Origin of the sequence: Haloterrigena salifodinae (genome assembly GCF_003977755.1) — an archaeon.
Lineage (GTDB): Archaea > Halobacteriota > Halobacteria > Halobacteriales > Natrialbaceae > Haloterrigena > Haloterrigena salifodinae.
The window spans coordinates 194,309-215,763 of the sequence record NZ_RQWN01000002.1 but is presented as its reverse complement, the minus strand read 5'-3'; the positions used below and the strand labels follow the sequence as shown (position 1 = coordinate 215,763).

At 65.8% G+C, this 21,455-nt stretch carries 23 protein-coding genes; 12 read left to right on the top strand and 11 right to left on the bottom strand.

Annotated features, from left to right (window positions below):
* Positions 1–46: 46 nt before the first annotated feature.
* The 3 genes from EH209_RS09825 (at position 47) to EH209_RS09815 (ending at position 1,260) form a co-directional block, all read left to right on the top strand.
* A complete protein-coding gene (locus tag EH209_RS09825) occupies positions 47–307 on the top strand; it encodes a hypothetical protein (protein WP_126662744.1) in 261 nt (86 codons plus the stop codon).
* Positions 307–717 carry a hypothetical protein gene (locus EH209_RS09820; RefSeq protein ID WP_126662743.1) on the top strand — a complete coding sequence of 137 codons (411 nt, stop codon included), beginning with the start codon at positions 307–309 and terminating at the stop codon, positions 715–717. The genes EH209_RS09825 and EH209_RS09820 overlap by 1 nt, the downstream gene beginning before the upstream one ends.
* A 90-nt stretch (positions 718–807) precedes the next feature.
* Positions 808–1,260: a pyridoxamine 5'-phosphate oxidase family protein gene (locus tag EH209_RS09815; protein ID WP_126662742.1), complete on the top strand. Its 453-nt coding sequence runs from the start codon at positions 808–810 to the stop codon at positions 1,258–1,260.
* A 42-nt stretch (positions 1,261–1,302) separates the two neighbouring features.
* On the opposite strand, the gene EH209_RS09810 is transcribed toward EH209_RS09815, so the two are convergent.
* Together EH209_RS09810 and EH209_RS09805 are read right to left on the bottom strand one after the other, a co-directional pair.
* The gene (locus EH209_RS09810) at positions 1,303–1,452 is read right to left on the bottom strand and encodes a DUF7560 family zinc ribbon protein (RefSeq protein ID WP_126662741.1); all 150 of its coding nucleotides are present in this window, start codon (positions 1,450–1,452) and stop codon (positions 1,303–1,305) included.
* Positions 1,453–1,590: 138 nt separating this feature from the next.
* Entirely contained in the window at positions 1,591–2,259 is a 669-nt protein-coding gene (locus tag EH209_RS09805; protein ID WP_126662740.1) for a helix-turn-helix domain-containing protein, read from the bottom strand.
* A gap of 231 nt (positions 2,260–2,490) precedes the next feature.
* Between EH209_RS09805 and EH209_RS09800 the strand changes: the two genes are divergently transcribed.
* Complete coding sequence (locus EH209_RS09800; protein ID WP_126662739.1) at positions 2,491–2,874, top strand: ArsR/SmtB family transcription factor; 384 nt, start codon at positions 2,491–2,493, stop codon at positions 2,872–2,874.
* A gap of 130 nt (positions 2,875–3,004) precedes the next feature.
* Here the strand turns inward: EH209_RS09800 and EH209_RS09795 are convergent, their stop codons facing one another.
* The 3 genes from EH209_RS09795 to EH209_RS09785 form a co-directional block, all read right to left on the bottom strand.
* On the bottom strand, positions 3,005–3,637 hold the full coding sequence (locus EH209_RS09795; RefSeq protein ID WP_126662738.1) for a metal-dependent hydrolase: 633 nt from the start codon (positions 3,635–3,637) through the stop codon (positions 3,005–3,007).
* A gap of 469 nt (positions 3,638–4,106) precedes the next feature.
* A complete protein-coding gene (locus EH209_RS09790; RefSeq protein ID WP_126662737.1) occupies positions 4,107–4,742 on the bottom strand; it encodes a DUF998 domain-containing protein in 636 nt (211 codons plus the stop codon).
* Positions 4,743–5,069: 327 nt separating this feature from the next.
* Positions 5,070–7,001 carry an aldehyde ferredoxin oxidoreductase family protein gene (locus tag EH209_RS09785; protein ID WP_126662736.1) on the bottom strand — a complete coding sequence of 644 codons (1,932 nt, stop codon included), beginning with the start codon at positions 6,999–7,001 and terminating at the stop codon, positions 5,070–5,072.
* Between the two features lie 222 nt (positions 7,002–7,223).
* On the opposite strand from EH209_RS09785, the gene EH209_RS09780 reads away from it, so the two are divergent.
* Positions 7,224–8,078, top strand: a complete 855-nt coding sequence (locus EH209_RS09780) for a hypothetical protein (protein WP_126662735.1) — start codon at positions 7,224–7,226, stop codon at positions 8,076–8,078.
* A 109-nt stretch (positions 8,079–8,187) separates the two neighbouring features.
* Here the strand turns inward: EH209_RS09780 and fdhF are convergent, their stop codons facing one another.
* Positions 8,188–10,335 carry a formate dehydrogenase subunit alpha gene (fdhF, locus tag EH209_RS09775; RefSeq protein WP_126662734.1) on the bottom strand — a complete coding sequence of 716 codons (2,148 nt, stop codon included), beginning with the start codon at positions 10,333–10,335 and terminating at the stop codon, positions 8,188–8,190.
* Between the two features lie 220 nt (positions 10,336–10,555).
* Here fdhF and EH209_RS09770 point away from each other — a divergent pair, with 220 nt between their 5' ends.
* Complete coding sequence (locus EH209_RS09770) at positions 10,556–11,119, top strand: hypothetical protein (protein ID WP_126662733.1); 564 nt, start codon at positions 10,556–10,558, stop codon at positions 11,117–11,119.
* 13 nt (positions 11,120–11,132) lie between these two features.
* Here the strand turns inward: EH209_RS09770 and EH209_RS09765 are convergent, their stop codons facing one another.
* Complete coding sequence (locus tag EH209_RS09765; protein WP_126662732.1) at positions 11,133–11,435, bottom strand: amphi-Trp domain-containing protein; 303 nt, start codon at positions 11,433–11,435, stop codon at positions 11,133–11,135.
* Positions 11,436–11,548: 113 nt separating this feature from the next.
* Here EH209_RS09765 and EH209_RS09760 point away from each other — a divergent pair, with 113 nt between their 5' ends.
* Both EH209_RS09760 and EH209_RS09755 read left to right on the top strand, forming a co-directional pair.
* Positions 11,549–11,842 carry an ArsR/SmtB family transcription factor gene (locus EH209_RS09760; RefSeq protein WP_126662731.1) on the top strand — a complete coding sequence of 98 codons (294 nt, stop codon included), beginning with the start codon at positions 11,549–11,551 and terminating at the stop codon, positions 11,840–11,842.
* Between the two features lie 177 nt (positions 11,843–12,019).
* Positions 12,020–13,141 carry a CobW family GTP-binding protein gene (locus EH209_RS09755; RefSeq protein ID WP_126662730.1) on the top strand — a complete coding sequence of 374 codons (1,122 nt, stop codon included), beginning with the start codon at positions 12,020–12,022 and terminating at the stop codon, positions 13,139–13,141.
* Between the two features lie 14 nt (positions 13,142–13,155).
* Here the strand turns inward: EH209_RS09755 and EH209_RS24000 are convergent, their stop codons facing one another.
* Positions 13,156–13,314: a hypothetical protein gene (locus EH209_RS24000; protein ID WP_164722029.1), complete on the bottom strand. Its 159-nt coding sequence runs from the start codon at positions 13,312–13,314 to the stop codon at positions 13,156–13,158.
* A 157-nt stretch (positions 13,315–13,471) separates the two neighbouring features.
* On the opposite strand from EH209_RS24000, the gene EH209_RS23995 reads away from it, so the two are divergent.
* Positions 13,472–13,633: a hypothetical protein gene (locus EH209_RS23995; protein WP_164722028.1), complete on the top strand. Its 162-nt coding sequence runs from the start codon at positions 13,472–13,474 to the stop codon at positions 13,631–13,633.
* 91 nt (positions 13,634–13,724) lie between these two features.
* On the opposite strand, the gene EH209_RS09750 is transcribed toward EH209_RS23995, so the two are convergent.
* Positions 13,725–14,885, bottom strand: a complete 1,161-nt coding sequence (locus EH209_RS09750; protein WP_126663568.1) for a glutathione-independent formaldehyde dehydrogenase — start codon at positions 14,883–14,885, stop codon at positions 13,725–13,727.
* Between the two features lie 340 nt (positions 14,886–15,225).
* Between EH209_RS09750 and EH209_RS09745 the strand changes: the two genes are divergently transcribed.
* The 3 genes from EH209_RS09745 to EH209_RS09735 all read left to right on the top strand — a co-directional run bounded on the left by EH209_RS09745 (position 15,226) and on the right by EH209_RS09735 (position 18,169).
* Positions 15,226–15,645 (top strand): GlcG/HbpS family heme-binding protein, encoded by a 420-nt coding sequence (locus tag EH209_RS09745; protein WP_126662729.1) that lies wholly within the window; start codon positions 15,226–15,228, stop codon positions 15,643–15,645.
* 203 nt (positions 15,646–15,848) lie between these two features.
* Positions 15,849–16,946 (top strand): sodium:calcium antiporter, encoded by a 1,098-nt coding sequence (locus EH209_RS09740; RefSeq protein WP_126662728.1) that lies wholly within the window; start codon positions 15,849–15,851, stop codon positions 16,944–16,946.
* 77 nt (positions 16,947–17,023) lie between these two features.
* A complete protein-coding gene (locus tag EH209_RS09735; RefSeq protein WP_126662727.1) occupies positions 17,024–18,169 on the top strand; it encodes a sodium:calcium antiporter in 1,146 nt (381 codons plus the stop codon).
* A 54-nt stretch (positions 18,170–18,223) separates the two neighbouring features.
* Here the strand turns inward: EH209_RS09735 and EH209_RS09730 are convergent, their stop codons facing one another.
* Positions 18,224–19,705, bottom strand: coding sequence for a cupredoxin domain-containing protein (locus EH209_RS09730; RefSeq protein WP_126662726.1), 1,482 nt, complete (start codon positions 19,703–19,705; stop codon positions 18,224–18,226).
* A gap of 37 nt (positions 19,706–19,742) precedes the next feature.
* On the bottom strand, positions 19,743–21,452 hold the full coding sequence (locus EH209_RS09725) for a pyrroloquinoline quinone-dependent dehydrogenase (RefSeq protein WP_126662725.1): 1,710 nt from the start codon (positions 21,450–21,452) through the stop codon (positions 19,743–19,745).
* Positions 21,453–21,455 lie beyond the last annotated feature (3 nt).

The following is a 21,455-nucleotide window of genomic DNA, read 5'->3' as shown; positions in this document are numbered from 1 at the left end:
TGCCGCCACGCTCGAGTTTATCCGATCGGCCGCCGTATCGACGACCATGGCAACGCGCGTCGAACGCTCCTTTCGCGGTATCTCCGAACGACTGGCGATCCGCTATCTGACGAACCTCGGCGGCGAGCAGGTCGACGACGATACCGTCGCGGGCGAGGACTGGACGGCGACGCTCTCCTCCGAGAAGGTCGGGATCGGTCCGTCGCTGCAACTGACAGAGGTAACCGTCGTCTTCGAGGGCGACGAGGACCGCCTCGAGCCGCTCGTCGAGAAGTTCGCCCAGAAGGCGATGCGCGCGGGTGGCTGATGTCGGGCGAGCCGATCGAGGGCCAGATCCTCGTGCTCACGGCGGCGAAGGCGAGCGTCGCGCCGACGCGGCTGCCGGACCTCGTCGACCGCGCACAGCGCCGTCTGGCGGCCGACCGCGAGCGCTACCGACGGGAGTACGAGCGCGTCCACGCGGACGACCTGCGCGAGGCGTTTCTGGTCGAGTGGGGCCACTGGGAAGCAGTAGGCGAGGAGCTCGACATGACCGACCGCGAGCGGTCGGCCGTCCGTCGCGCACACGAGGAGCAACTGCTGCGGATCGGGCGCCGAACCGACCGCGAGGAGACGTTCGAGACGGCCCTCGAGATTCGAGAACCGGTCTGTATCGGGACGAACGGCGCGGACGCGAACGGAGGCGAACCGAACGGCGCGACCGACGACGGACCGTAACGCCGACCTGCCGGTGCCGGCTCAAACCGGCGGTCGACGCCGATGGCAACTATAAAGAGCGTGTTCGCCCTTGCTCAATGCACTGAGACGATGGCTATCGATCAGGAGACCGACATGGCCGACGCGGAGATCGACGACTTCCTCGGCGACCACGAGACGGGGGTGTTATCGCTCGCGCGTACCGACGACCCCTACGCGATTCCGATCTCGTACGGGTACGACGACGACGAGCGCGTGTTCTATATGCGGCTGGTATCGACGCCGGAAAGCGAGAAGCGGGCGTTCCTCGAGTCCTCCCCGGCGGCACGGCTCGTCGTCTACGACGAGCGGGACTCGACCTATCGGAGCGTCATCGCGACGGGGCAGTTAGAGGACATTTCGCCCTCGGAGCTGACGCCGGACCAGATCGCCCAGTACGGCGAGGCGAAGCGACCGCTGTTCGAAATCTGGGCGCAGGGTAAGGAAGAGCTGGATATCGAACTCTACCGACTCGATCCGGACAGCCTCGAGGGACGGCGAACCGAAGTCGATCGCGAGGAGTAACGTCGGTCGGGAGGGGCCATCGGTACGGGAGCGATCGAGCGTTCAGTTCGTCTGTTGCTCGGCGGCGAAGTCCGCGGACGTGACGTCGGCACCGCAGACCGGACACCCGTGTTCAAGCGTGGCCTCGCGCATCTCCTCGTTGACCTCGATCGCTTGGCCGCATTCTGGACAGGTAAATTCGTATCTGCTCATGAGATGGGCGTAGTCCGTGTGTCTCGTGGGTCGTCTACGTTCATAGCTGTGCGTCCACTATATATAGGGTTGCGGTTCGACGCCGACCCGCAGTAGGTCCCGAAGCGTTTTTGGATCATGAGTGACCGGTCGGTGCGATCAGTCGTCGTACTCGAGGATCGCGTCGAGGAGTTTCGTTTGCGCGGCCGCGAGGTGTTCGGTGAACGTCGTGCTGGTGATTCCGAGCTCCTCGGCGACCTCGCCCGCGTTGGCTCGTTTCGGGTGCTCGAAGTAGCCCATTTGGTGGGCCGTCTCGAGGACCTCGAGTTGGCGGGCGGTCAGCGTGCTCCGGTCGACGAAGACGAGGTTCCGCTCGTCGTGGTCCTGCTGTGACTGCAGCAGGCGCTGGACGTCGAGGTTCGAGTATCGCTCCTTCAAGTCGCCGATGATCGCCTGCAGGCCGTGCATATCCGACGCGTGGAAGGTCAGATACAGCGACGCCCCCTTCGTGCGGACGTCGACCAGCGGCGAGTCGTGGCGTTCGATACACTCGCAGGGACAGCCCCACCCCAGCTCGCGGCCGAACCGATACACCTCGCTCGAGCCGTAGGAGAAGACGGGTTCGATGTCGACGTCGGCCTCCACGTCGAACTCGTCGGGGTACTCCTCCGCCTCGAGCATGAACTCCTCGGTCACGCGCTCTGGCGCGTCCGGATTCGCGCTCTTCGAGACAGAGAGGACGCGGCCGCTCACCGCCGCCGAGGCCGCCGTGACGACGCAGCCGGCCGGATCGTCGATTTTGATCTCCGCTCGAATCCCCGAAGGCATAGCTACTGCTGGGGGAGCCGGCCTCGTAAACCCTCTGTCCTGTCTCGCTCGCCGGCGACACCCGCCGTTTCGAGGGGAATGCTGATAGATACCACGGAACCCGCCATTCGTCCCCGCGCGAAACCAGCCCGATAGCACTCGACGCGGCTGTTTTCGAACCCGTATATAAAGGACCCAGATTTAGTGGGACTCATTTGGAGGGGGTCCGGCCGATAGTAGAGAGTGAAGACGATGTCCGCTACGAACTCACCTAAGCAAGGATGGCCCGCAACCGACGACTCGATCGACGCCGGCGCCGTGCTCGGCGCGCTCGACGACGACGCTTGCCGAGCCATCCTCGAGGCGACGAGCGAGGAGTCGCTGACCGCGACGGAACTGTCCGAGCAGTGCGACATCCCGATGTCGACGGCCTACCGGAAGGTCGAGAAGCTAACGGAGGCCGAACTGGTCGAGGAACGAGTCCGGATCAATACCTCCGGCAAGCACGCGACCGAGTACCGCAAGTCCTTCGACGACGTGCACGTCTCGATCGACGACGGGGAGGTCGCGATCGAGCTGACGAAGCCGGAAGCCGAAACCGACGCCAGCGCGAACTACGCCGTCGCCGACGACTGAACGTCCCCGACGTGACCGGACGAGCCGCTGGGAATACCACTGCTCGGATCACGTCGTAGCGGACGTCCCGACGGCCCGCGGATCGATCTTTTGAACTGCCCGATGTGACCGGTAGCGACGGCTCGACGGCTCAATCGGCCGTCCGCTCGGACTCGTCCTCGAGCGGGAGCAACCGGTCCGGCGCGACCGAGAGGACGGCGTCCGGCGCGCGCTCGAGGAGCCGCTGGGCGACGCTGACGAGCGGTTTTCGCACGAACGTGTAGCCCACTGAAATAGCGAGAAGGACGAGCGCGGCCGTCCGAATCGATCCTTCGAAGACCAGTAGAGCGGGGACCGAGAGGGCGCTCGCGAGGAGGAGGTCCTCCGGCGCGCCGTCGTAGCGGATCCACCGACGGGGCGCGAGCCAGCGGCCGTGGTAGTGGCTGTAGACCGCCCGCTCGGAGGTCGCCCGCCAGGGTTTTAGCTCGAGGCCGCCGCCGAACCGATCGCTCGCGGAGTGCAATCCGGCGGCCAGCAGGAAGACGGCGAGGCCGACGGTCACAGTGGTCGGGACGAGGACGGCGGCGAGGCTCGCGGGAACCGCGAGCGCGCCGTAGTAGACGGGGAAGTGGAGCGTTTTCCGGTGGCCCGCGTAGAGGTCGAAGTCGGGGAACAGTCCCCCGACGATCGCCGCGCTCGCGACGACGACCGCGAACTGCGGCGCGACGACAGCGACGGCGGCAGCGAGCGCGAGTCCCGCGAAGACGTGGGTCGTGGCCATCATGGTAGCCGCCGTAGGAACGGAGCAGGGATACGTTCGTCGGCGCTCGCAATCGGATCAGTCCCGTCTCGAACTGGCTATCCGGTGTGCCGTGGCGCGCGCTGAGCCGCGGTGAGGTCCGCGAGGCGGGACCGAAGGGATCGCCTCGCGAAGCGAACGGGGAACGAAGTGACCCGTGAGCCCGTGACGAACCGCGGCTCGATGTTGTGCGAGGGATGAGCGAGCGACTGCAAGGAGCGACCGAATCGGCTGGGGAGGGCGTGGAAATCCCCGTTGCCACGGTTGGCAGGACGGCCACCTCACCTTCACGAGGATACGAGCGCTAACTCGAACTGACCTCACAGCGACGGTGATCACGAAAACCGTGTGTTGTACCGCAACCAACAGTCCCTGCCGGATACACAGTCAGTTCTCTCAAGGATCACGCCTCGAGCGAGTAGCCGGCACATCCTCGAGCGGGGCCGTCCTCGAGTCAGTCCGCGGCAGCGTCAATCGACGGCTCGGCAAGCAGATAGCCGCCGAAGGCCAGCAGCCACAGCATCGGCGGGTAAACGATCAGCCGCTCCGCGCCGCCGTGGCCGATCGGACCGAAGACGGCCGGATTGCCGGCGTCCCCGACCGCCATCACCGTTACGAAGGCGATTCCGACGAGTCCGGCGAGGACCGAAATCGCCTTCATCGGGCCGGCGATGCGAGTCCCGCTGGCGATCGCCTCGAGATTGAACCCGAGGAAGGCCGCGAGCGCGAACAGCCCGTGGAGATCCCCGCTGTCGAGCGGGATGACGCCCGCGCCGGTCGCCCCGATGGCGGCGAGGACGTAGACGGCCAGAATCCACCGCGCCCCGTGAGCCCGGTAGAAGAGGGCGCCGCCGACGAGGTTCAGCGCGCCGGCGGCAACCAGCGACGCGTTGAACAGCGGCGCCGTCTCATCGATCACGCCGAGATCGCTGATCGCTCCCTGCGTGAAGTCGTAGCCCGGCGCCATCGACGCGGCGAGCATGCTGACGGTCATGAACTGCGCCGCGAGCGCGAAAAACACGAGTCCGGTGAGCCACTGGTTGTCACCCCGCGGCTCGTGGATCCTGACATCGGACCGTTCGGTCGCCATGTGAACCGTTCCACTCGCGCCGGTTTGATACTGGGGGCTACCTACGTTGCTCGCCACCCTTTTGCGCGGTCGTTCGAGACGGCTTCGCCGTCTCGTGACTGAGCGAATCTTCGATTCGCGAGGTCCGCGAGACCGAGGGTCTCGCTGACGGAAGACGCATAGCGTCTTTCGAACACGTTACCCCCTCAGCCGCGCCATTGGCGCGGCTTCGAGGGTTCCGTGGCCCGCTCGCTCACGTCGTTCGCTTACGGAGAGTGCACGCTCGTTCGCCTGTACTGACCACGCTATCCGCGTTCCACAAAAGAACCGCTCGAGGGTCGACGCTCCTCAGTCGTCGCCCGGTGCCGCAGCGCCGCTATCGCCGGCGGAGACGCCCGTGCCGGGGCCGATATCGATGCCGAGATTGTCCAGTTTCTCGTCGGGGACGACGCCGTCAACCCAGCCGCGGTGGTCGTAGTACTCCGCCTTCATCTCCTCGAGTTCGCAGTACTCGCCTTCCGAAGCGCCCTGACCGTGGATGCCGTCCTCGAGGAAGCGCTCGGGCAGCGAGTCGTCGCTGCCGTCGAAGCCGACGAGGTTGTTGTAGTAGCGCTCTAAGTTGTAGATGCGCTCGCCCGCCTCGAGCAGTTCGTCTTCGGTGACGTCGCGGCCGGTCATCCCGTTGTACTGGGTGACGTACTCCTCGATGCCCTCCGCGAAGGCGTTGAACTTGCAGATGTCGAAGCTGTCCGAGATCGCGTGGAGGTCCTGGAACTGGGCGGTGAGTTCGCCCTTCCCCTCCCACTCGTAGGGATCGACCTTCTCGGGGATGCCCAGAATCTCTGCAGCGGGGGTGTACCCGCGCAGGTGGCAGGCACCGCGGTTCGAGGTGGCGTAGCCGATGCCCATCCCCTTCAGGCAGCGGGGATCGTAGGCGGCGATGGTCTCGCCTTTGACGTCCAGTCGGCAGTCGTGGGCGTCGAACCGCTCGGCCGCGCCCTCGGCGCCCTCCGCGAGCCCGTCGGGGAGGTCGCCGTTGCGGTGGGCGATGCGCTCGATCATTTCAACCATCTGTTCGGTATCGCCCCAGTTGACGTCCTCGTCAACGTACCCCTTTTCGCTCATCTCCATGGCCATCGCGAGCATGTTGCCCGTGTCGATGGTGTCCATCCCGAAGTCGTTGCAGCGGTCGATCATGAGGGCGATCTGATCCCGGTCGTCGTTGGCGGAGTTCGTCCCGAGCGCCCAGGCGGACTCGTACTCGTAGGACTCCATCCGGATGTTCATGTCCTCGCCCTTGTGCATCACGTCGACTTCGACCTCCTTCTTGCAGGCGACCGGACAGGAGTGACAGGTGGGTTCGTCGACGAGGATGTTCTCGCGGACGTTCTCGCCGCTGATGCGGTCGGCGTCGAGGTCGTGCGGTCGATCGGCCTCACTCTCGTTGTAGGCGTTCCCCGAGGTGTAGACCCCGTTCTTCGTCGGATGACCGTCCATCTCTTCGGTGATGTTCATGAGGACGTTGGTCCCGTACATCGAGAGGCCGCCTTCGTTCGGTGCGGTGACCTCCGACTCCTGGATGGCCTGCATCGCCTGCTGGTGGCCCTCCATGAACGTCTCCTTGTCCGCCGGTTTAGGCATCTTCGTCCCGGACTTGACGACCACCGCCTTGAGGTTCTTCGAGCCGGCGACACAGCCGGTGCCGCCGCGACCGGAGGCCCGGTCGTCCTCGTTCATGATGTTCCCGAAGCGAACGAGGTTCTCGCCTGCGTGACCGATCGCCATGATCGAGAGGTTCTTGCCGAAGGCCCCTTCGACCTCCTCCTCGATTGTATCGCGGGTCTCGTGGACGCCCTTCCCCCAGAGGTGGGAGGCGTCCCGGAGTTCGACCTCACCGTCCTCGACGAAGGCGTATACCGGCTCGTCGGCCTGTCCCTCGAACAGCAGGCCGTCGAAGCCGGACCACTTCAGCCGGGCGCCCGACCAGCCGCCGTGGTGGCTGTCCGTGACGGTGCCCGTCAGCGGCGATTTCGTGCAGATGGCAATCCGACCGCTCATCGTCACCTGCGTCCCCGAAAGCGGCCCGTTCATGAACGCTAGTAGATTATCGGGACCGAGCGGATCGACGTCGGGGCCCTGTTCGAAGACGTACTTTACGCCGAGGCCACGCGCCCCGATATACTTCTCCGCGTCTTCGTCGTCGATCGACTCGTAGTTCACCTCCCCATCGCTCAGATCGATACGTGCGACGTTGTCTTGGAATCCGCCGAGTTCAGTCATCGTCGTTCACACTCGGCTCTTCCCGCCGAAGTGTGTTAGTTGTTGCCACACATTCGTTACGAACGACCGAAAGTCGTGGAACGAGCAACAACGATCGGTTCCGAAATCATACTCGAGATCCGTTGAAACAAGTGAAAGACGGCGCCGCGAGTCGATGCAGACGGGAGTCGAGCGGCGGCCTTTTTTCGCCGTTCGGCGCGTAGTCGTCGGCGGTGAGTCACGGTGATCGACGTCCCCGACGCGTTCGCGCGACTTGAGCGACCGGAGTACACCGGCGAGAATCGGTGTCTCCCGTGCACGGTAGTGAACGTCGCGATCGCGTTCGTCCTCGCGGTCGGAATCGGCATCGCGGGCTCCGCGCTCGTCGGCGCGCTCGCGTTCGCGTGCTGTCTGCTCCTCGTCTACCTCCGGGGCTATCTGATTCCGGGCACGCCGACGCTCACGCGGCGCTACCTCCCCGAGCGGGTTCTCTCATGGTTCGGCAAAGCCGACACCCCGAAGCCCGAACGACGGCCGACGATCGAGACGGCCGACCTCGAGGACGCCGTCGAGACCCTCTCGACGGCCGACGTAGTGCGCTCGGCGGCGAACGGTAACGGGCTCCGCTTGACTAACGACTTCCAAGAGCGATGGACCGACCGCCTGCCGACCGGCAGCGCGGTGGAATCTCCCGCCGACGCCGTCGCATCCCTCGTCGACGCCGACGAGATCGACTCGTACGGCGAGGCCACCGTCGAACTCGACGGGACGAAGCAGTTCCGATGGGAGTCGGACGCGGCGCTCGCGGCCGACGTCGCCGCGGACCGAGAACTCCGAACCCGCCTGGACGGCTGGGAGACGCTCGAGCCGGCGGATCGCCGCGACGTGCTCACGGGGCTGCGACTCCTCCGGGAGCGCTGTCCCGCCTGCGACGGGCGTCTCGAGACGCGCCGCGAGCGCGTCGAACACTGCTGCCGACGGCCGCGGGTGGCCCTCGAGAGCGACTGCGAGACCTGCGGGCGATCGATCGCCGCGCTCGCCGTCGGCGAGTCGAATCCGCTCCTCGAGTGGGTGCCGACGGAGGATGCCGTCGCGTGACCGCCGGCGGCGACCTGGATCGGCTCCGACTCGAGGAGACCTGTTGTTGACAGCGACGGCGACCTCGAGTCCGGCCTGACGACGAGGAGCGACCGGCGACGGCCGACGGTCAGTCGTCGGCCGCCGGATCGGCCGTCTCGCCGAGCGGTTCGACGTCGACCTCGATCTCGGCGGCGGCGGCCTTGTACTCGGGGATCTTCGCCCGCTCGTCGAGGACGTGATTGGTGAGTCGATTCGCGGAAGCGGCCGCGAAGTGCGGCGTCGTCCAGACGACACCCTCCTTGGTGTCCTCGGTGACATGGGCCTCGAGCGTGATCTCGCCGCGCCTGGACTGCAACCGGACGTACTCGCCGTCCCCGATCCCATAGCGCTCGGCGTCGGCCGGATGGACGTCGACGAAGTTCTCCGGCGTCTGGCGGTTGAGCGTCGGCGATCGGGTGCTCATCGTCCCCGTGTTGTAGTGTTCCTCGAGGCGCGCGGTCGTGAGGATCAGCGGGTACTCGTCGTCCGGGGTTTCGGCGGGCGGGGTGTGATCGACGCCCTCGATGTGGCCCAGCCCGCTTTCGGTCTCGAACTCCTCCTCGTAGAGGAACGGATCGCCCTCGTCGCCCGGCTCGTAGCAGGGCCAGTGGACGCCCTCATCGCCGAGGCGGTCGTAGGTCATCCCGTGGTAGCTCGGGCAGACCTGGCGGAGTTCCTCGAAGACGTCTTCGGGGTCGTCGAAGTCGAATCCCTCGTCGAACAGCCGCGTTCCCACTTCCGAGAGGATCTCGAGGTCGTGCTTCGTGTTCTCGTGAACTTTCTCGACGCCGCGCATGCGCTGGACGCGGCGGTCGGTGTTGGTGACGGTGCCGCCGCGCTCGGCCCAGGTCGTCGCCGGGAGGAGCACGTCGGCGTACTCGGCGGTCTCGGTCGGGAAGATGTCCTGGACGACGACGAACTCGAGTTCTTTCAGCCGCTCGGCGACGCTGTTGGCGTCGGGCTCGCTCATCACGGGATTCTCGCCCATGACGTACAGTCCGTGGATCGAGTCGCCGGCCGCGTAGGAGATCTCGACGTTCGTCAGTCCCGGCTCGTCCGGAATCTCGAACCCCCAGACGTCCTCGACGGACTCGCGGGCCTCGTCGTCGTCGACCAGCTGGTAGCCCGGGAGGACGTTCGGCATCGCGCCGACGTCGCAGGTCCCCTGGACGTTGTTCTGGCCGCGAAGCGGGTTGACGCCGGTCCCGGGACGCCCGATGTTTCCGGTGATCAGCGCCAGGTTGATCTCGTTCTGGACGTTGTCGACGCCGCAGGCGTGCTGGCTCATCCCCATCCCCGTGAAGATGGCCGCGTTGTCGGCCGCGGCGTACTTCTCCGCCGCGAGTTCGATCGCCTCGAGCGGAAGGCCGCACTCCTCGGCCGCGGCCTCCTTGTCGAAGTCCTCGAGCGTCTCCTTCAGGTGGTCGAACCCCTCCGTGCGCTCCTCGACGAACGCCTCGTCGATCCAGCCGTCGTCGGGGTTCTCCTCGTGGTGCTCGAGGATCGTCTTCAGGACGATGTTCAGCAGTGGAATGTCGGTGCCTGGGTTCAACTGAAGGTGCTGGTGGCGCTCCGTCTCGTCGATCTGGAACGACCGCGTCGTCTTGTTCGCGTGCGGATCGACCTGGATGACGGTCGCGCCCTCGAGGACGGCCTGCCGGAAGTACTGGCTGTTAGCGATGGGGTGTTGCTCGCCGGGGTTCGCGCCCTGGATCCAGAACAGGTCGCACTCCTCGCGGAGGTCGCGCATGCTGTTGGTCATCGCGCCGGCGCCCAGACTGGTCCGCAGCGCCCAGACCGTCGAGGCATGACACATCCGCGTGCAGTTGTCGACGTTGTTCGTGCCGTACCGGCGCGCGAGCTTCTGGAGGAGGTAGTTCTCCTCGTTCATCGTCTTCGAGGAGCCGAAGAAGCCCGTCGCGTCCGGACCGTACTCGGCGCGGATCCGCTCGAGTTCGTCGACGACGTACTCGTAGGCCTCCTCCCACGTCGCCTCCCGGAACTCACCGTCCTCCTTGATTTGCGGTTCGGTGAGCCGGTCTTCGTGGTCGATCACTTCCGTCGCCGCGCCGCCCTTGATGCAGATACGGCCCTCGTTGACCGGCGCGTCGCCCCACGGCATGAACTGGACGTCGCCGGGATCGTCGCCCTGTTGAATTTGAATGCCACACCCGACGCCGCAGTACGGGCAGATCGTCTTGACCGGATCGTGGTGCTCTTGCTGATCGCTGGACATTGGTCTGAGTTGCTAGCTGTCGGCCTGCGGTTCGGTGCCACGTAGACGGACTCCGTCCGCATCCATGAGTCTTTCTAGCATATATCACGAAAATCGATACCGATTACCGGACGGGCGCGACCCGTTTCGGACGGCGTCAGGTCGACTTCGACGTCCATCGCCGTAGCGAGGCCAAGAGGGGGAACGCTCACGGCCGCGCGTGCCAAATTATACCACGGCGATGGAACTCACCCGATCGCTGGTCGAGGCGAACGCCGACGAGTACCGCGAGCGCGAACCCCTCTATCCCGTCGAACGGGAGTCGGTCGAGACGCTTCCGGACGCGTTCGCCGCGGGTGAGTTCGGCCGCCGTGACGCCGAGTGGGTCGTCCAGTGGTACTACCGGCGCCTCCTCGGTGCGATCCCCGACGCCCGCCGTCGGGAGCGCGAGGAGCGGTTCGGACGAAACGAGTTCGAGACCGTCCGGGACGCGATCACCGACGTCGCCGCAGCGACCGATCCCGCTGATCGAATCGACCGACTGACCGCCCTCGAGGGCGTCGATGTCCCGGTAGCGTCGGCGTTCCTGTTCTTTGCCGACCCCCAGCGGTGCATCGTCGTCGGCGAACGCGAGTGGACCGTACTCGCCGACTCTGGGGAGTTGTCCGAACCATATCCCGAGCCGCCGTCGGTTGCGGACTACGAGACGTACCTCGAGACCTGTCGCTCGCTCGGCGACCAATTCGACTGTGATATGTGGGCGCTATACCGCGCGCTCTGGCGGCTGTGGAAGGACCGGGACTGATCCTCGCCGGCGGTCAGCGGACGGAGAGGTCTGATCCCTCGCCACGTTCGGTGAATTCGAGTTCGATCTCGAGTTCGCGCTCGCGCTTGCTCGCGAACTCGATCTCGACCTCGACCGGGTCGCGGTACTCGAAGGGGATCTCCCACGTCGACCCCGCCACCGTCACCCGCGTGTCGGCCTCGAGCTGATCGGCGAGTTCCCGGAGGAAGGCGGCCGTTTCCTCCCGCGAGAGGTACACCTCTCGTTCGAAGAACCCGTCGGTGATCGTCCGCCGGTCGCGGTCGCGATCCTCCGGGAGCGTGACTCGATCGGACATGGTGTTTGGTACCACACTGACCGGCATAAACCTGAACCAACGTCCTTCGAATCCTGTATGTAGGGGGAGCGTACCGGCGAAATCCTTCTTGGGTCGGCGACCCACGTGACTCTATGTCCCTGATCGAGGTACTGGGCAACGGGACCCGACTCGAGATTCTGCGCGAACTCTCCCGGGGGCCGAAGTACGTCTCCGAACTCGCCGAGGCGGTCGGCATGGACGGAACGAGCGCCATCCACCACCTCTCGACGCTCGAGGACGCCGACTTAGTCGAGTGGTACATGCGCGGCAACCGGAAGTACTACCGACTCACGCGGTCGCTCGAGTTGCGGATCGCGCCGCCGCCGGAGCGGACGTTCGTCCTCCAGGCCGACGAGATTGACGCGTCGGATCCGCCCGATCGGTGAGTGAACCACCGGCACGGTTGCGCTCGCCGTCGCGGCGGCAGCGGTCGCCGCGAGCCGCGACTCGACGCGGTCGTCCCGAGGCTCGCCCGATCGATGTCTAACAGTCCCGCGTTCGATACTGTCGGCGGCGTCCGACCGGTCACTTAGTAGCGCTCCAGACGTGATAGGAGATACCGTATGACAGAGAACGGCCTAATTCCCGTCACCGTCGTCACCGGCTACCTCGGTGCTGGAAAGACGACGCTGATCAATCACGTGCTGTCGAACCCGGGCGGACGGCGGGTGGCGGTGATCGTCAACGACATGGGAGAGATCAACGTCGACGCGGACCGCATCGCGCGGGAAAACGACGAGGACGGGATCGTGGACCTCTCGAACGGCTGTATCTGCTGTCGGTTACAGGGGGATCTCCTCGAGGAAGCACGGCGGCTGGCGGAGCGCCGAACGTTCGACTATCTGCTGGTCGAGTCCTCAGGGATCAGCGAACCGATTCCCGTGGCGCAGGTGTTCACCGAAGGGACCGACGACAGCGACGTGGATCCGACGACCCTGTTTCGGCTGGACACGATGGTGACCGTCTTGGATACGTACGGGTTCTGGAAGGAGTTCGACGCCGGAGAGCGGCTTCCGGAGGAGGCACAACCCGACGCCGACCGGCCGTTGAGCGAGGTCCTCGTCGAGGGGATCGAGTTCTGCGACGTCTTGCTGCTCAACAAGTCCGATATGGTCCCCGAGGACGTCCTCGAGGAGATCGAAGCGGTGGTCGAGACCCTCCAGCCGCGAGCGAAACGGCTCCGAACGAGCTACTGCGAGGTCGATCCGGACATCGTCCTCGACACCGGTCGGTTCGACTTCGAGTCGGCCAAGCGCTCGCAGGGCTGGAAACGTCACCTGCGTGGCGAGGGCCACGATCACGGAGACGGGCCGGACGCCCACAACGGAGAGCGCACCGCTGCCGAGATGCACGGCGTCTCGTCGTTCGTCTTCCGGTCCGACCGACCGTTTCACCCGGAGCGACTCGCGGCCTGGCTCGAGGACTGGGACGGCGCGATCGTCCGCGCCAAGGGCGTCTGTTACGTCGCGGACCGCGAGGACGTGATCGGCGTCAGTCAGGCCGGCCCGTCCGTCAGGGCCGGACCGATCGGCGAGTGGCGGCCCGACGACGACCGGCGCACCCAACTGGTGTTCATCGGCCGAGAGATGGACGAAGAGCGGATTCGCGAGGAACTCGAGGCATGCGTGATCGAGGGCGACGAAGCGGCGGAGATAGAACCGTCGGTCAATCCGTTTCCGCTATGACCGCTCCCCGATCCCTACGACTCCAGTTGGTCACTGAGTTCTTCCCAGGACTCGTGGAAGCCGTGAGTCGACTGGTCCGTCGCTCGGTCGGGGAGGGCGTTCTGGTAGACGTCGTCGTACTCGAGCAGCCGCGTCCAGCCGTCATGGAGGGAGTAGCTGCAGTACTGGCACATGCGTCGATCTACGCCGGTCGGCGGTATACCCGTTTCTCCGCTCGAGGTGGCTCCGGCCGGTCGGCAAGCAACGGATCGAACTCACGGCGGCATCGAACGCGAGTGACCGTCGGATGAGCCGGGAGCGCTATGCGATCGCGAGGGAACGACGATAACCATGAATCGGAAGGGCGGATACGTCAGTAGCGCGGACGATACGGTCGAACGGGCGTGCGAGCACTGCGAGTGGCACGTGATCGCGGGATCCTATCCGGATCTGATCGAACGGTATCAGGATCACCTCCGCGAGGAGCATCCGGTGGCGTGGCTGCGAAGCTGACGTCGGGGCTCACCCGCGGACCGCGGCGAGGGCCCGGTCCGATCGGACGCTTCGAGACAAGCGCTACCGACCGGAACCGACGGTGAGACGGCTACGGCTCGAGTAAGACCTTGATGACGCCCTCCTCGCGCTCGTCGAACTTCTCGTACATCTCCGGAGCACGATCGAGGTCGACGCGGTGGGAGACGACCCAGCTTGGGTCGGCGCGTCCCTCGATGATCATGTCCCGTAGCTCCCGGTTGTACTCCTTGACGTTACACTGGCCGGTGCCCAACTTCAGCCCCTTTTCGAAGAGTTTGCCGAAGTCGATACCGAGTCGCCCCTGGGCCGCCATTTCGTCGGGCGCGCCGGGATCCGACGGGACGTACAACCCCGGGATCCCGAGTTCGCCGGTCGGTCGGACGGCCTTGATGAGCTGGTTGAGCACGACCGCGGGGTTTTCTCGGGCCGGATCGTATGCGTCGTCACCCGGATCCGTCTCGGGGTCGATCGCTTGATACCCCACCGCGTCGACGCCATTGTCGACGCCGCCGCCGTGTGCGTCCTTGATCTGTTCGACTGGATCGCTCTCCTCGAAATTGATCGGGCGGGCGTCGCAGTGGTCCTCGGCCAGGTCGAGGCGGCTCTCGACGCGGTCGACGACGTAAATCTCCGACGCGCCCTGGATCTTGGCGCTGTAGGCGGCCATCAGGCCGACGGGACCGGCCCCGAAGATCGCGATCGATTCGCCGGGTTGCAGGTTCGCGAGTCGGGTGCCGTGCCACCCCGTCGGGAAGATGTCCGCGAGGAGCGCGAAGGCGTCCTCGTGCTCGTCTCCCTCCGGCAGTTTCAGCGCGTTAAAGTCGGCGTAGGGGACCCGGAGTTTCTCGGCTTGTCCGCCCTTGTACGGTCCCATCGCGACGTAGCCGTACGCGCCGCCGGCGAAGCCGGGGTTGACGTTGGTACAGAACCCGGTATACCCGTTCTCACAGTTGCGACAGAACCCGCAGGCGACGTTGAACGGCATCACGACGCGGTCGCCCTCCTCGAGCGACGTGACGGCGTCGCCGGTCTCGATCACGTTGCCCATGTTCTCGTGACCGAAGACGATCCCCGGATCGGCCGAGGTCCGCCCTTCGTACATGTGGAGGTCCGATCCACAGATGCACGTCGTCGTGATATCGACGATAACGTCGTTCTCGTGTTCGATTTCGGGCTCGTCGACCGACTCGACGGCTACCTCCTGCGGTCCCTGATAGACGACGGCGTCCATTGACATTAGTTATCAAACCTCGATGAACGGACGACGAACTCCGTTGTAAACCTTCGTGTGGTCGCTGCGCTCGAGTCGGATTCGGTAGCGCCCGTTCGGTCCGTGGAAACCGTGCTCGCACGCCCGCTCCACCGAGAACTGGAGCCGTCGGACGATCGGCGCGTTCTCCCCGCCGTGGCGCGATCGCCGTCGCGATACGAGGCCCACGTTCGGTGGTCGTCGGAGAATCACCAGCGTGATCGACGGTCTCGCCGGTTACGTTCGCGGCTCTCGCCGACGGTATATCGTGGGATTTTCACGGTGGGTATTTATGCCACCTCGAAGGGTGGTAGTTCCTCGCATGGTTGAGTCAGTGCGACTCGAGACGGCGAAGGAGATCATCGACGCGGCCGAACAGCGAGCGGAAGAGATCGACAATCCGATGGTGATCGCGGTCTCGAATTCCGAGGGCAACCTTATCGCCCAACACCGGATGGACGGCGCGTGGCTCGCGTCGGTCGATATCTCGCGGAACAAGGCCTACACGGCGGCCGCTCTGGACATGCCGACGCACGATCTGGCCGATCCGACTAGGCCGGGCGAATCGCTGTACGGCCTGCAGAACACCAACCAGGGAAAGATGGTCATTTTCGGCGGTGGCTACCCGCTTGAGCGGGACGGCAACATCGTCGGGGCGATCGGCGTTAGCGGCGGCGAGGTCGAGCAAGACATGGACGTCGCGGAGTCTGGCGTCGACAGATTCGACGAACACTCTTCGTAACGACGGCGTGCGGCGGTCGTCGCGCTCCGACCCGAACAACCGATTTTCGCATCGAAAACGTACGGAACCGGTCCCACGACGGGCGTGTACTCGACGGCCGGCGGGTTGTCCCGTCGGTCGATCCGCGACGCGTGTATAGATTTCCAACGGAATTCTCTCTCCGGGTTGTTAGCTATATGTTGACGGCCCACATGCAGTGGGTTATGGTCGAAGACCTCCTCGAGGGCGTCATCGAGGGACAGGGGACGTGGTTCGCGGTCGTCGTGCTCGTCGTCGGGGCGGTCGTCCTCACCTACAGCGTCGAGAAACTCATCAGCTACCTCACGCGGGCGGCGATGGGTTTCGGCGTCTCCATCTTCGCGCTGGCGATCGTCTTCACCGGCCTCGAGTTCGACGACACCGCCGTCGCGCTGGTCTTCAGCGCCGGCGGCCTCGAAGACGCGGCGCTCGGGACCGCGCTCGGGACCGCGCTGGCGATCACCGGAATCACGCTGGCGGTCGCCGCGATCGCGCGGCCGTTTCCAGTCGACGTCCCCCGCGATTACCTCGTGTTGTTCGCGCTCTCGCCGCTTCTTCTGGTCCCGTTCGTCCTCGCGGGAACGCTCACCACCGTCCACGGGCTCCTCCTCGTCGCGGCGTTCGCCGCGCTGCTGGGCTACGTCGTCGTCCGGGAATCCCAGCGCGACGTCCCGGTGTTCCGGGACTCGGAGATCGCCGAGCGCATCGAGGCCGACGGCGGCGTCCCGCTCGAGGAGGTCAGCCTCGCGGAGCTCGACAGTCGAACGGTCCTCGAGGAGATTCCCGAGGACCGCTTCGTCACGGACGCCGCTTACGAGGCTGCCTTCTGGCTCGGGCTGTCGGTGCTCGCGCTCGGCGGACTCGTCGTCGGATCGATCATGCTGCAGGCGAGCTCGGAGGTACTTGTCGAGTCGTGGGGGATCGAGGAGACGGTCTTCGGGGCGACGGTGCTGACGCTGGTGTTGACGTTCGAGAACCTCCTGCTGACGATCGAACCGGTCCGCCGGGGGATTCCGGAGATCGGCATCGGCCACGTCGTCGGGAGCGTGATCTTCTCCGTCACGGCCAACGTCGGGGTCATCGCGTTCGTCGCCGAGGTGACGATTCCACCGGCCGTGCTCGTCTTCCACCTGCCCGCGGTGATCGTCCTGACCGCCGTCGCTGCAGCCGTGATCGCCAGCGGCCGGCTCCGACGGGGCCACGGGTACGCCCTCGCCGGGCTGTACGTCGCCTACTGGCTCGTCGCGATCTTCGCGTTCGGCGGCGTTCCGATCCCCGGATAGGGCCGCGAGCGCCGACGAGACGGGGCTGCGGAATCGACGCCCGGAATTAAGTGCGCTGCCGTGGTTCGGGACCGCGTATGGACAGCGCGGCGCTCGTCGGCCTCGTCGCCCTCTTCCTGGGGGGCGTCCTGCTTGTGATCTGGTGCGTCGAGGTCTTCATCGCGGCCGTCGCCCGCAGCGCCGTCTCGCTCGGCATCTCCGGGTTTTTCCTCGCGGTCGTGCTCGCCGGCGTCGACCTCGAGAACGCGATCCTCGGCGTCACGGCGGCGTTCGTCGACCTCCCCGATCTCGCGCTCGGAACGGTGTTCGGCGAGTCGCTGTTCGTCCTCGCGGTCGCCGTCGGCGTCGCGGGGCTCGCCGTCCCATTTCGGATGGACGTCCCGCGACTCTATCTGTTCCTGCTCGTCCTCGTTCCGCTCCCGGCGTTCGCGCTCTCGCTCGACGGGACGCTCGACTGGACGGACGGCGCGATCCTGACGGTCCTGTTCGTCCCGCTGCTCGCCGGCATCTTCTGGCGCGAACGCCGCTCGGAGACGACGTACCTGCTCTCGGGAGAGGTCGAGGAGGTCGTCGACCTCGAGGACGATCCGGACGCGGCGTCGGAGACGGACCCGGAGGGTGGCGCCGCGGCAGCGGAGTCGAACGGCGGCGCCGCGCCTGCGCTCGGCCGGGGCGGCGACGAACGGGATGAGCGACGCGCTCGCGACCGGGGTTCCGACTCGGGCCTGGATTTGGACCTCGACCTCGATTTCGACGAGTTCGTTCCCGACCTCGAGGGGAAAAGCGGGCGGTTCAGTCTCGCCGTCGCCGTCCTCGCGATCGTCGGGATGACCGTCGGGTCGGGGATCACCGTGGTCAGCGCCGAGGGGATCTTCGTCGCGTTCGGGATTTCGGGATTGGCGTTCGGCGCAACGGTGCTCTCGTTCATCGCCTCGATCGAGGAACTGGCGCTGACCGTCGAACCGGTGCGGCAGGGACGGGCACACCTCGCAGTCGGGAACGTCGTCGGGAGCACGGTGTTCTACGTGACGGCCAACGTCGGCGTCATCGCGCTGTTGCGTCCGGTCGATACCACCGGCGCGGTGCTGGCGGTCCACTGGCCGTTTTTCGCCGCCGGATTGCTCGTCGTCGCCGTCATGCTCGCTCGCGGCCGCGTGACGCGGTTCGGCGGCGGCGTCCTGCTGCTCCTCTACGTCGGCTACTGGATCGCCAACTACGCGTGAGCGAGCTCCGCCGAAAAATTGCGACTCGAGGCGGAACGCCTCGAGACGGAGCGATCAGGACGCGTCGGACTCGTTGTCCGTCGTTTCGTTGCCTTCCGTCTCGTTCTCCATCATCCCACCGTCCATCGTCTCATTACTCATCGTCTCGTTTCCCATCATCCCGTCGTCCATCATCGTTTCGTTGCCTGTCGTCTCGTTGCCCGCCGCCGCTCCGTCGCCGGTCCCTGTCGCACCGTCGATGGTGATCTCACCGACGGCGTCGAGTTGCGACTGGTCAAGGTAGACGCCCATCTCCTCGGTGGCGACGAACTCGACGGTCTGAGTCGCGCCTTCCTCGGCGGTGAAATCCGACCGGACGTACGTGTTCCACTGGTTGGTCTCGCCGTCGCTGGCGATCGCGAGGTTGTGGCCGGGAAGCGGTTCGAAGGTCATGTTCTCCCCGTCCGGTTGGCCGCGACCGATCGCGTTCTCCCACTCGATCGCGTACGTATCGCCCGCTTGGAGTTCGAGCGTCGGGTTCTCCTGGTCGGCGATCGCTTCGGGTTCGTTACCGACCCACTGGCCGTCCTCGAGGGTCATCGAATACGTTTCGGTCGGCTCGCCGGGGTCGACCTCCGGCAACGTGACGGTGATCTGCTGATCCTCGCCGTCGATCTGGACCGTATCGGTGACCCGCTCGTGGCCGTACGTCCAGACCTCGAGGTCGTACTCGCCGTCCTCGAGGAGGTCGAAGCGGGCGACCGCGGGCGGCTGCGTCTGTTGGCCTTGGACGTCGCCGCTACCGTCGCTGGCGTTACCGTCACTGACGTTACCGTCGCTGGCGTTGCCGTCGCTGACGTTACCATTGCTGGCGTTACCGTCGCTGACGTTGCCGTCGCTGGCGTTACCCGGCTCCCGCGATTCCGACTCTTGACTCTGTCCCTCCTCCGCGAACGGGTCCGGCCGGGCGGCGAGGTCCGAGTACGAATGCATGTCGTCGACGAAAACCTCGGCACCGAGGGGTTCGCCGTTCTCGTCTTCGACGTGTACCACGAGTTCGCTGACGTCGCCAGGGTCGATCAGTTCGACCGGACCGCGCATCTGGGCCGGGTGTGGCTGACAGAAGTACTCCTCCATCTCCTCGGTGGCGGTGAACTGGAGGGTGGTGAACTCGCCCTGTTCGGACACCGTATCCGTGACCTCGAGCACCTCGACGTCGTCGCCGAGGGCGCTCCCGGCGGCGATGTTGAAGTTGTGGGTCGATCCGTCGCCGTTGATCCAGACGACCTCGTGTTCTTCTCCTTCGACCAGCCGCAGCGGCGGGTTGGACTTGCCGTCGATCGAGTGCGGTGCGACGCCGAGCCAGCCGCCGACGATGCCGACCAGCGTGAGCGTCCGGGCCATCCCGTCGTTCTGCGCGACCGGAAGGGGGAAATCGAACGCGTCGCGATAGGCGCCCGCCTCGCCGGTGAGTGCGGCCGTACTCGCGAGCGCAGCGGTCCCCTTCAGCACGCCGCGACGGGACACGTCCTCGCGTGAGGGTTGTTCGTTCGTCATTGTGTATCGTGTGAATGATTTCAGTTGTCAGTGCGATTCAGGCTGCCATCGAGAACACGGCGAGCGTGTCGCCGCGGGTTCCCTGACGGAGCCAGCCGCTGCCGCCGACCTGGACCGCGACGTACTGCTTCTCCTCGCCGGGGTCGTACCAGCTCATCGGCGAGGCGCTGATCGGGACGTCGAACTCGTGCTCCCAGAGGCGGTCGCCGCTCTCTCCGTCGTACGCGACGAGGTTCCCGTTCTGGGTCCCGTTGAAGACCAGTCCCGTCGCCGTCGACATCGAGCCGCCCCACATGTAGAACTCGTCCTCGCTCTCGATCCAGTCGCGCCAGACGCGCTCGCCCGTCGCGGGATCGACCGCGGCGAAGGCCGTGATCGACTCGTTCCACTCGTCGGGCATCTCGGAGGCCGGGTCGTCCAGCCCGCCGCCCCAGTAGGGGTTGCCCTCGCTGTACTCCTCGTAGCGCCAGTAGAGGTCCTGCGGGAAGTTCTGGTGCACCACGTAGACGTACCCGGTGTCGGGGTTGTACGACGGTGGCTGCCAGTCGTTGCCCCCCGGCGCGCCGGGGACGAACGGGACCCGCTCGTCCTCGCTGATGTGGGGGATCATCTCCCACATATTGATGTGCTGGCAGATCTCCTGGCTGCGCTCGTGAAGCTGCCCCGACTCGGCGTCCATCATGTACACCCAGCCGGTCTTATCGGAGCCGACGACCATCTCCGACGGTCCGTCGTCGACGTCCACGTCGCGCAGCAACACGCGCGGCGCCACAGCGTCGTAGTCCCAGACGTCGTGGGGACTGCTCTGGAAGCCCCACTGGAACTCGCCGCTCTCTAAGTCCAGCGAGACCGTGCCGCAGGTGGGGAAGTTCGGCCCCGGTCGCACCGTCCCGTCGAAGTCCGGGCCGGGGTTCGCGACCGCCGTGTAGAGGACCTCGCGCTCCTCGTCGATCGTCGGAGTCATCCAGCTGGTCCCGCAGCCGTGTTCGCGGCTCTGGCCGACCCACTCGTCCTCCAGTAGCGTATCGGTCTTCCAGAGCATCTCGCCGCTCTCGGCATCGAGCGCAGCGACGAACCCGAGGACGCCGTACTCGCCGCCGGCGCTGCCGGTGTAGATCGTTCCGTCGCGGATCACCGGCGCCCACGTCGCGGAGTAGCCGACTTCGTGGTTGGCCGTACTCGTGTGCCAGACCTCCTCGCCCGTGTAGCGGTCGAGCGCCTGTACGCCCGAGTCGAGCGTCGTCATGTACACCTTGTCGCCCCAGACGGCGGCGCCGCGGTTGTTGTCGTCACAGCAGAGCTCGATGCCGATCGGCGGTGCGTAGGTGTAGCTCCAGAGGACCTCCCCCTCGCGGGGGTCGATCGCCTTCATGTGGTTCGGCCCGTTGGTCTGGTACATGACCGGCGGGTCGCCCGGTACCACGATCGGTGTCCCCTCCATGCTCGAGCCGGTGCCGACCGACAGCTCGTATTCGAGCTCGAGGTCGGAGACGGTGTCGGGCGTGATGACGTCGGCGGTCGTGGCTCGGTGCTGTTCGTAGTTGCCGCCGTACATCAGCCACGATTTCGGGTCCTCGCCGGAGTTGCTCAGCATCTCCTGGTCGACGTCGCCCTCCGGGATTCGGTCGGTGTCGTGTTGCTGCGTGATCGATTCCTCGGGACCGCCGACCAGCGTATAGCCATCCTCGATCTCCTTCAGTTCGATGTCGCGTGCGGCCTGAACGGCCTTATCGTTGCGAAGTGCCATGGG

What these genes read in the sequence shown, in the direction of transcription:
- EH209_RS09795 (WP_126662738.1), bottom strand. Translation starts at nt 3,637, where the DNA reads ATGATGGCCACGACCCACGTCTTCGCGGGACTCGCGCTCGCTGCCGCC.
- EH209_RS09725 (WP_126662725.1), bottom strand. Translation starts at nt 21,452, where the DNA reads ATGGCACTTCGCAACGATAAGGCCGTTCAGGCCGCACGCGACATCGAA.
- EH209_RS09790 (WP_126662737.1), bottom strand. Translation starts at nt 4,742, where the DNA reads ATGGCGACCGAACGGTCCGATGTCAGGATCCACGAGCCGCGGGGTGAC.
- EH209_RS09825 (WP_126662744.1), top strand. Translation starts at nt 47, where the DNA reads ATGGCAACGCGCGTCGAACGCTCCTTTCGCGGTATCTCCGAACGACTG.
- EH209_RS09760 (WP_126662731.1), top strand. Translation starts at nt 11,549, where the DNA reads ATGTCCCTGATCGAGGTACTGGGCAACGGGACCCGACTCGAGATTCTG.
- EH209_RS09750 (WP_126663568.1), bottom strand. Translation starts at nt 14,885, where the DNA reads ATGGACGCCGTCGTCTATCAGGGACCGCAGGAGGTAGCCGTCGAGTCG.
- EH209_RS09755 (WP_126662730.1), top strand. Translation starts at nt 12,020, where the DNA reads ATGACAGAGAACGGCCTAATTCCCGTCACCGTCGTCACCGGCTACCTC.
- EH209_RS24000 (WP_164722029.1), bottom strand. Translation starts at nt 13,314, where the DNA reads ATGTGCCAGTACTGCAGCTACTCCCTCCATGACGGCTGGACGCGGCTG.
- EH209_RS09730 (WP_126662726.1), bottom strand. Translation starts at nt 19,705, where the DNA reads ATGACGAACGAACAACCCTCACGCGAGGACGTGTCCCGTCGCGGCGTG.
- EH209_RS09805 (WP_126662740.1), bottom strand. Translation starts at nt 2,259, where the DNA reads ATGCCTTCGGGGATTCGAGCGGAGATCAAAATCGACGATCCGGCCGGC.
- EH209_RS09785 (WP_126662736.1), bottom strand. Translation starts at nt 7,001, where the DNA reads ATGACTGAACTCGGCGGATTCCAAGACAACGTCGCACGTATCGATCTG.
- fdhF (WP_126662734.1), bottom strand. Translation starts at nt 10,335, where the DNA reads ATGTCCAGCGATCAGCAAGAGCACCACGATCCGGTCAAGACGATCTGC.
- EH209_RS09745 (WP_126662729.1), top strand. Translation starts at nt 15,226, where the DNA reads ATGGTTGAGTCAGTGCGACTCGAGACGGCGAAGGAGATCATCGACGCG.
- EH209_RS09820 (WP_126662743.1), top strand. Translation starts at nt 307, where the DNA reads ATGTCGGGCGAGCCGATCGAGGGCCAGATCCTCGTGCTCACGGCGGCG.
- EH209_RS09815 (WP_126662742.1), top strand. Translation starts at nt 808, where the DNA reads ATGGCTATCGATCAGGAGACCGACATGGCCGACGCGGAGATCGACGAC.
- EH209_RS23995 (WP_164722028.1), top strand. Translation starts at nt 13,472, where the DNA reads ATGAATCGGAAGGGCGGATACGTCAGTAGCGCGGACGATACGGTCGAA.
- EH209_RS09810 (WP_126662741.1), bottom strand. Translation starts at nt 1,452, where the DNA reads ATGAGCAGATACGAATTTACCTGTCCAGAATGCGGCCAAGCGATCGAG.
- EH209_RS09740 (WP_126662728.1), top strand. Translation starts at nt 15,849, where the DNA reads ATGGTCGAAGACCTCCTCGAGGGCGTCATCGAGGGACAGGGGACGTGG.
- EH209_RS09800 (WP_126662739.1), top strand. Translation starts at nt 2,491, where the DNA reads ATGTCCGCTACGAACTCACCTAAGCAAGGATGGCCCGCAACCGACGAC.
- EH209_RS09735 (WP_126662727.1), top strand. Translation starts at nt 17,024, where the DNA reads ATGGACAGCGCGGCGCTCGTCGGCCTCGTCGCCCTCTTCCTGGGGGGC.
- EH209_RS09765 (WP_126662732.1), bottom strand. Translation starts at nt 11,435, where the DNA reads ATGTCCGATCGAGTCACGCTCCCGGAGGATCGCGACCGCGACCGGCGG.
- EH209_RS09770 (WP_126662733.1), top strand. Translation starts at nt 10,556, where the DNA reads ATGGAACTCACCCGATCGCTGGTCGAGGCGAACGCCGACGAGTACCGC.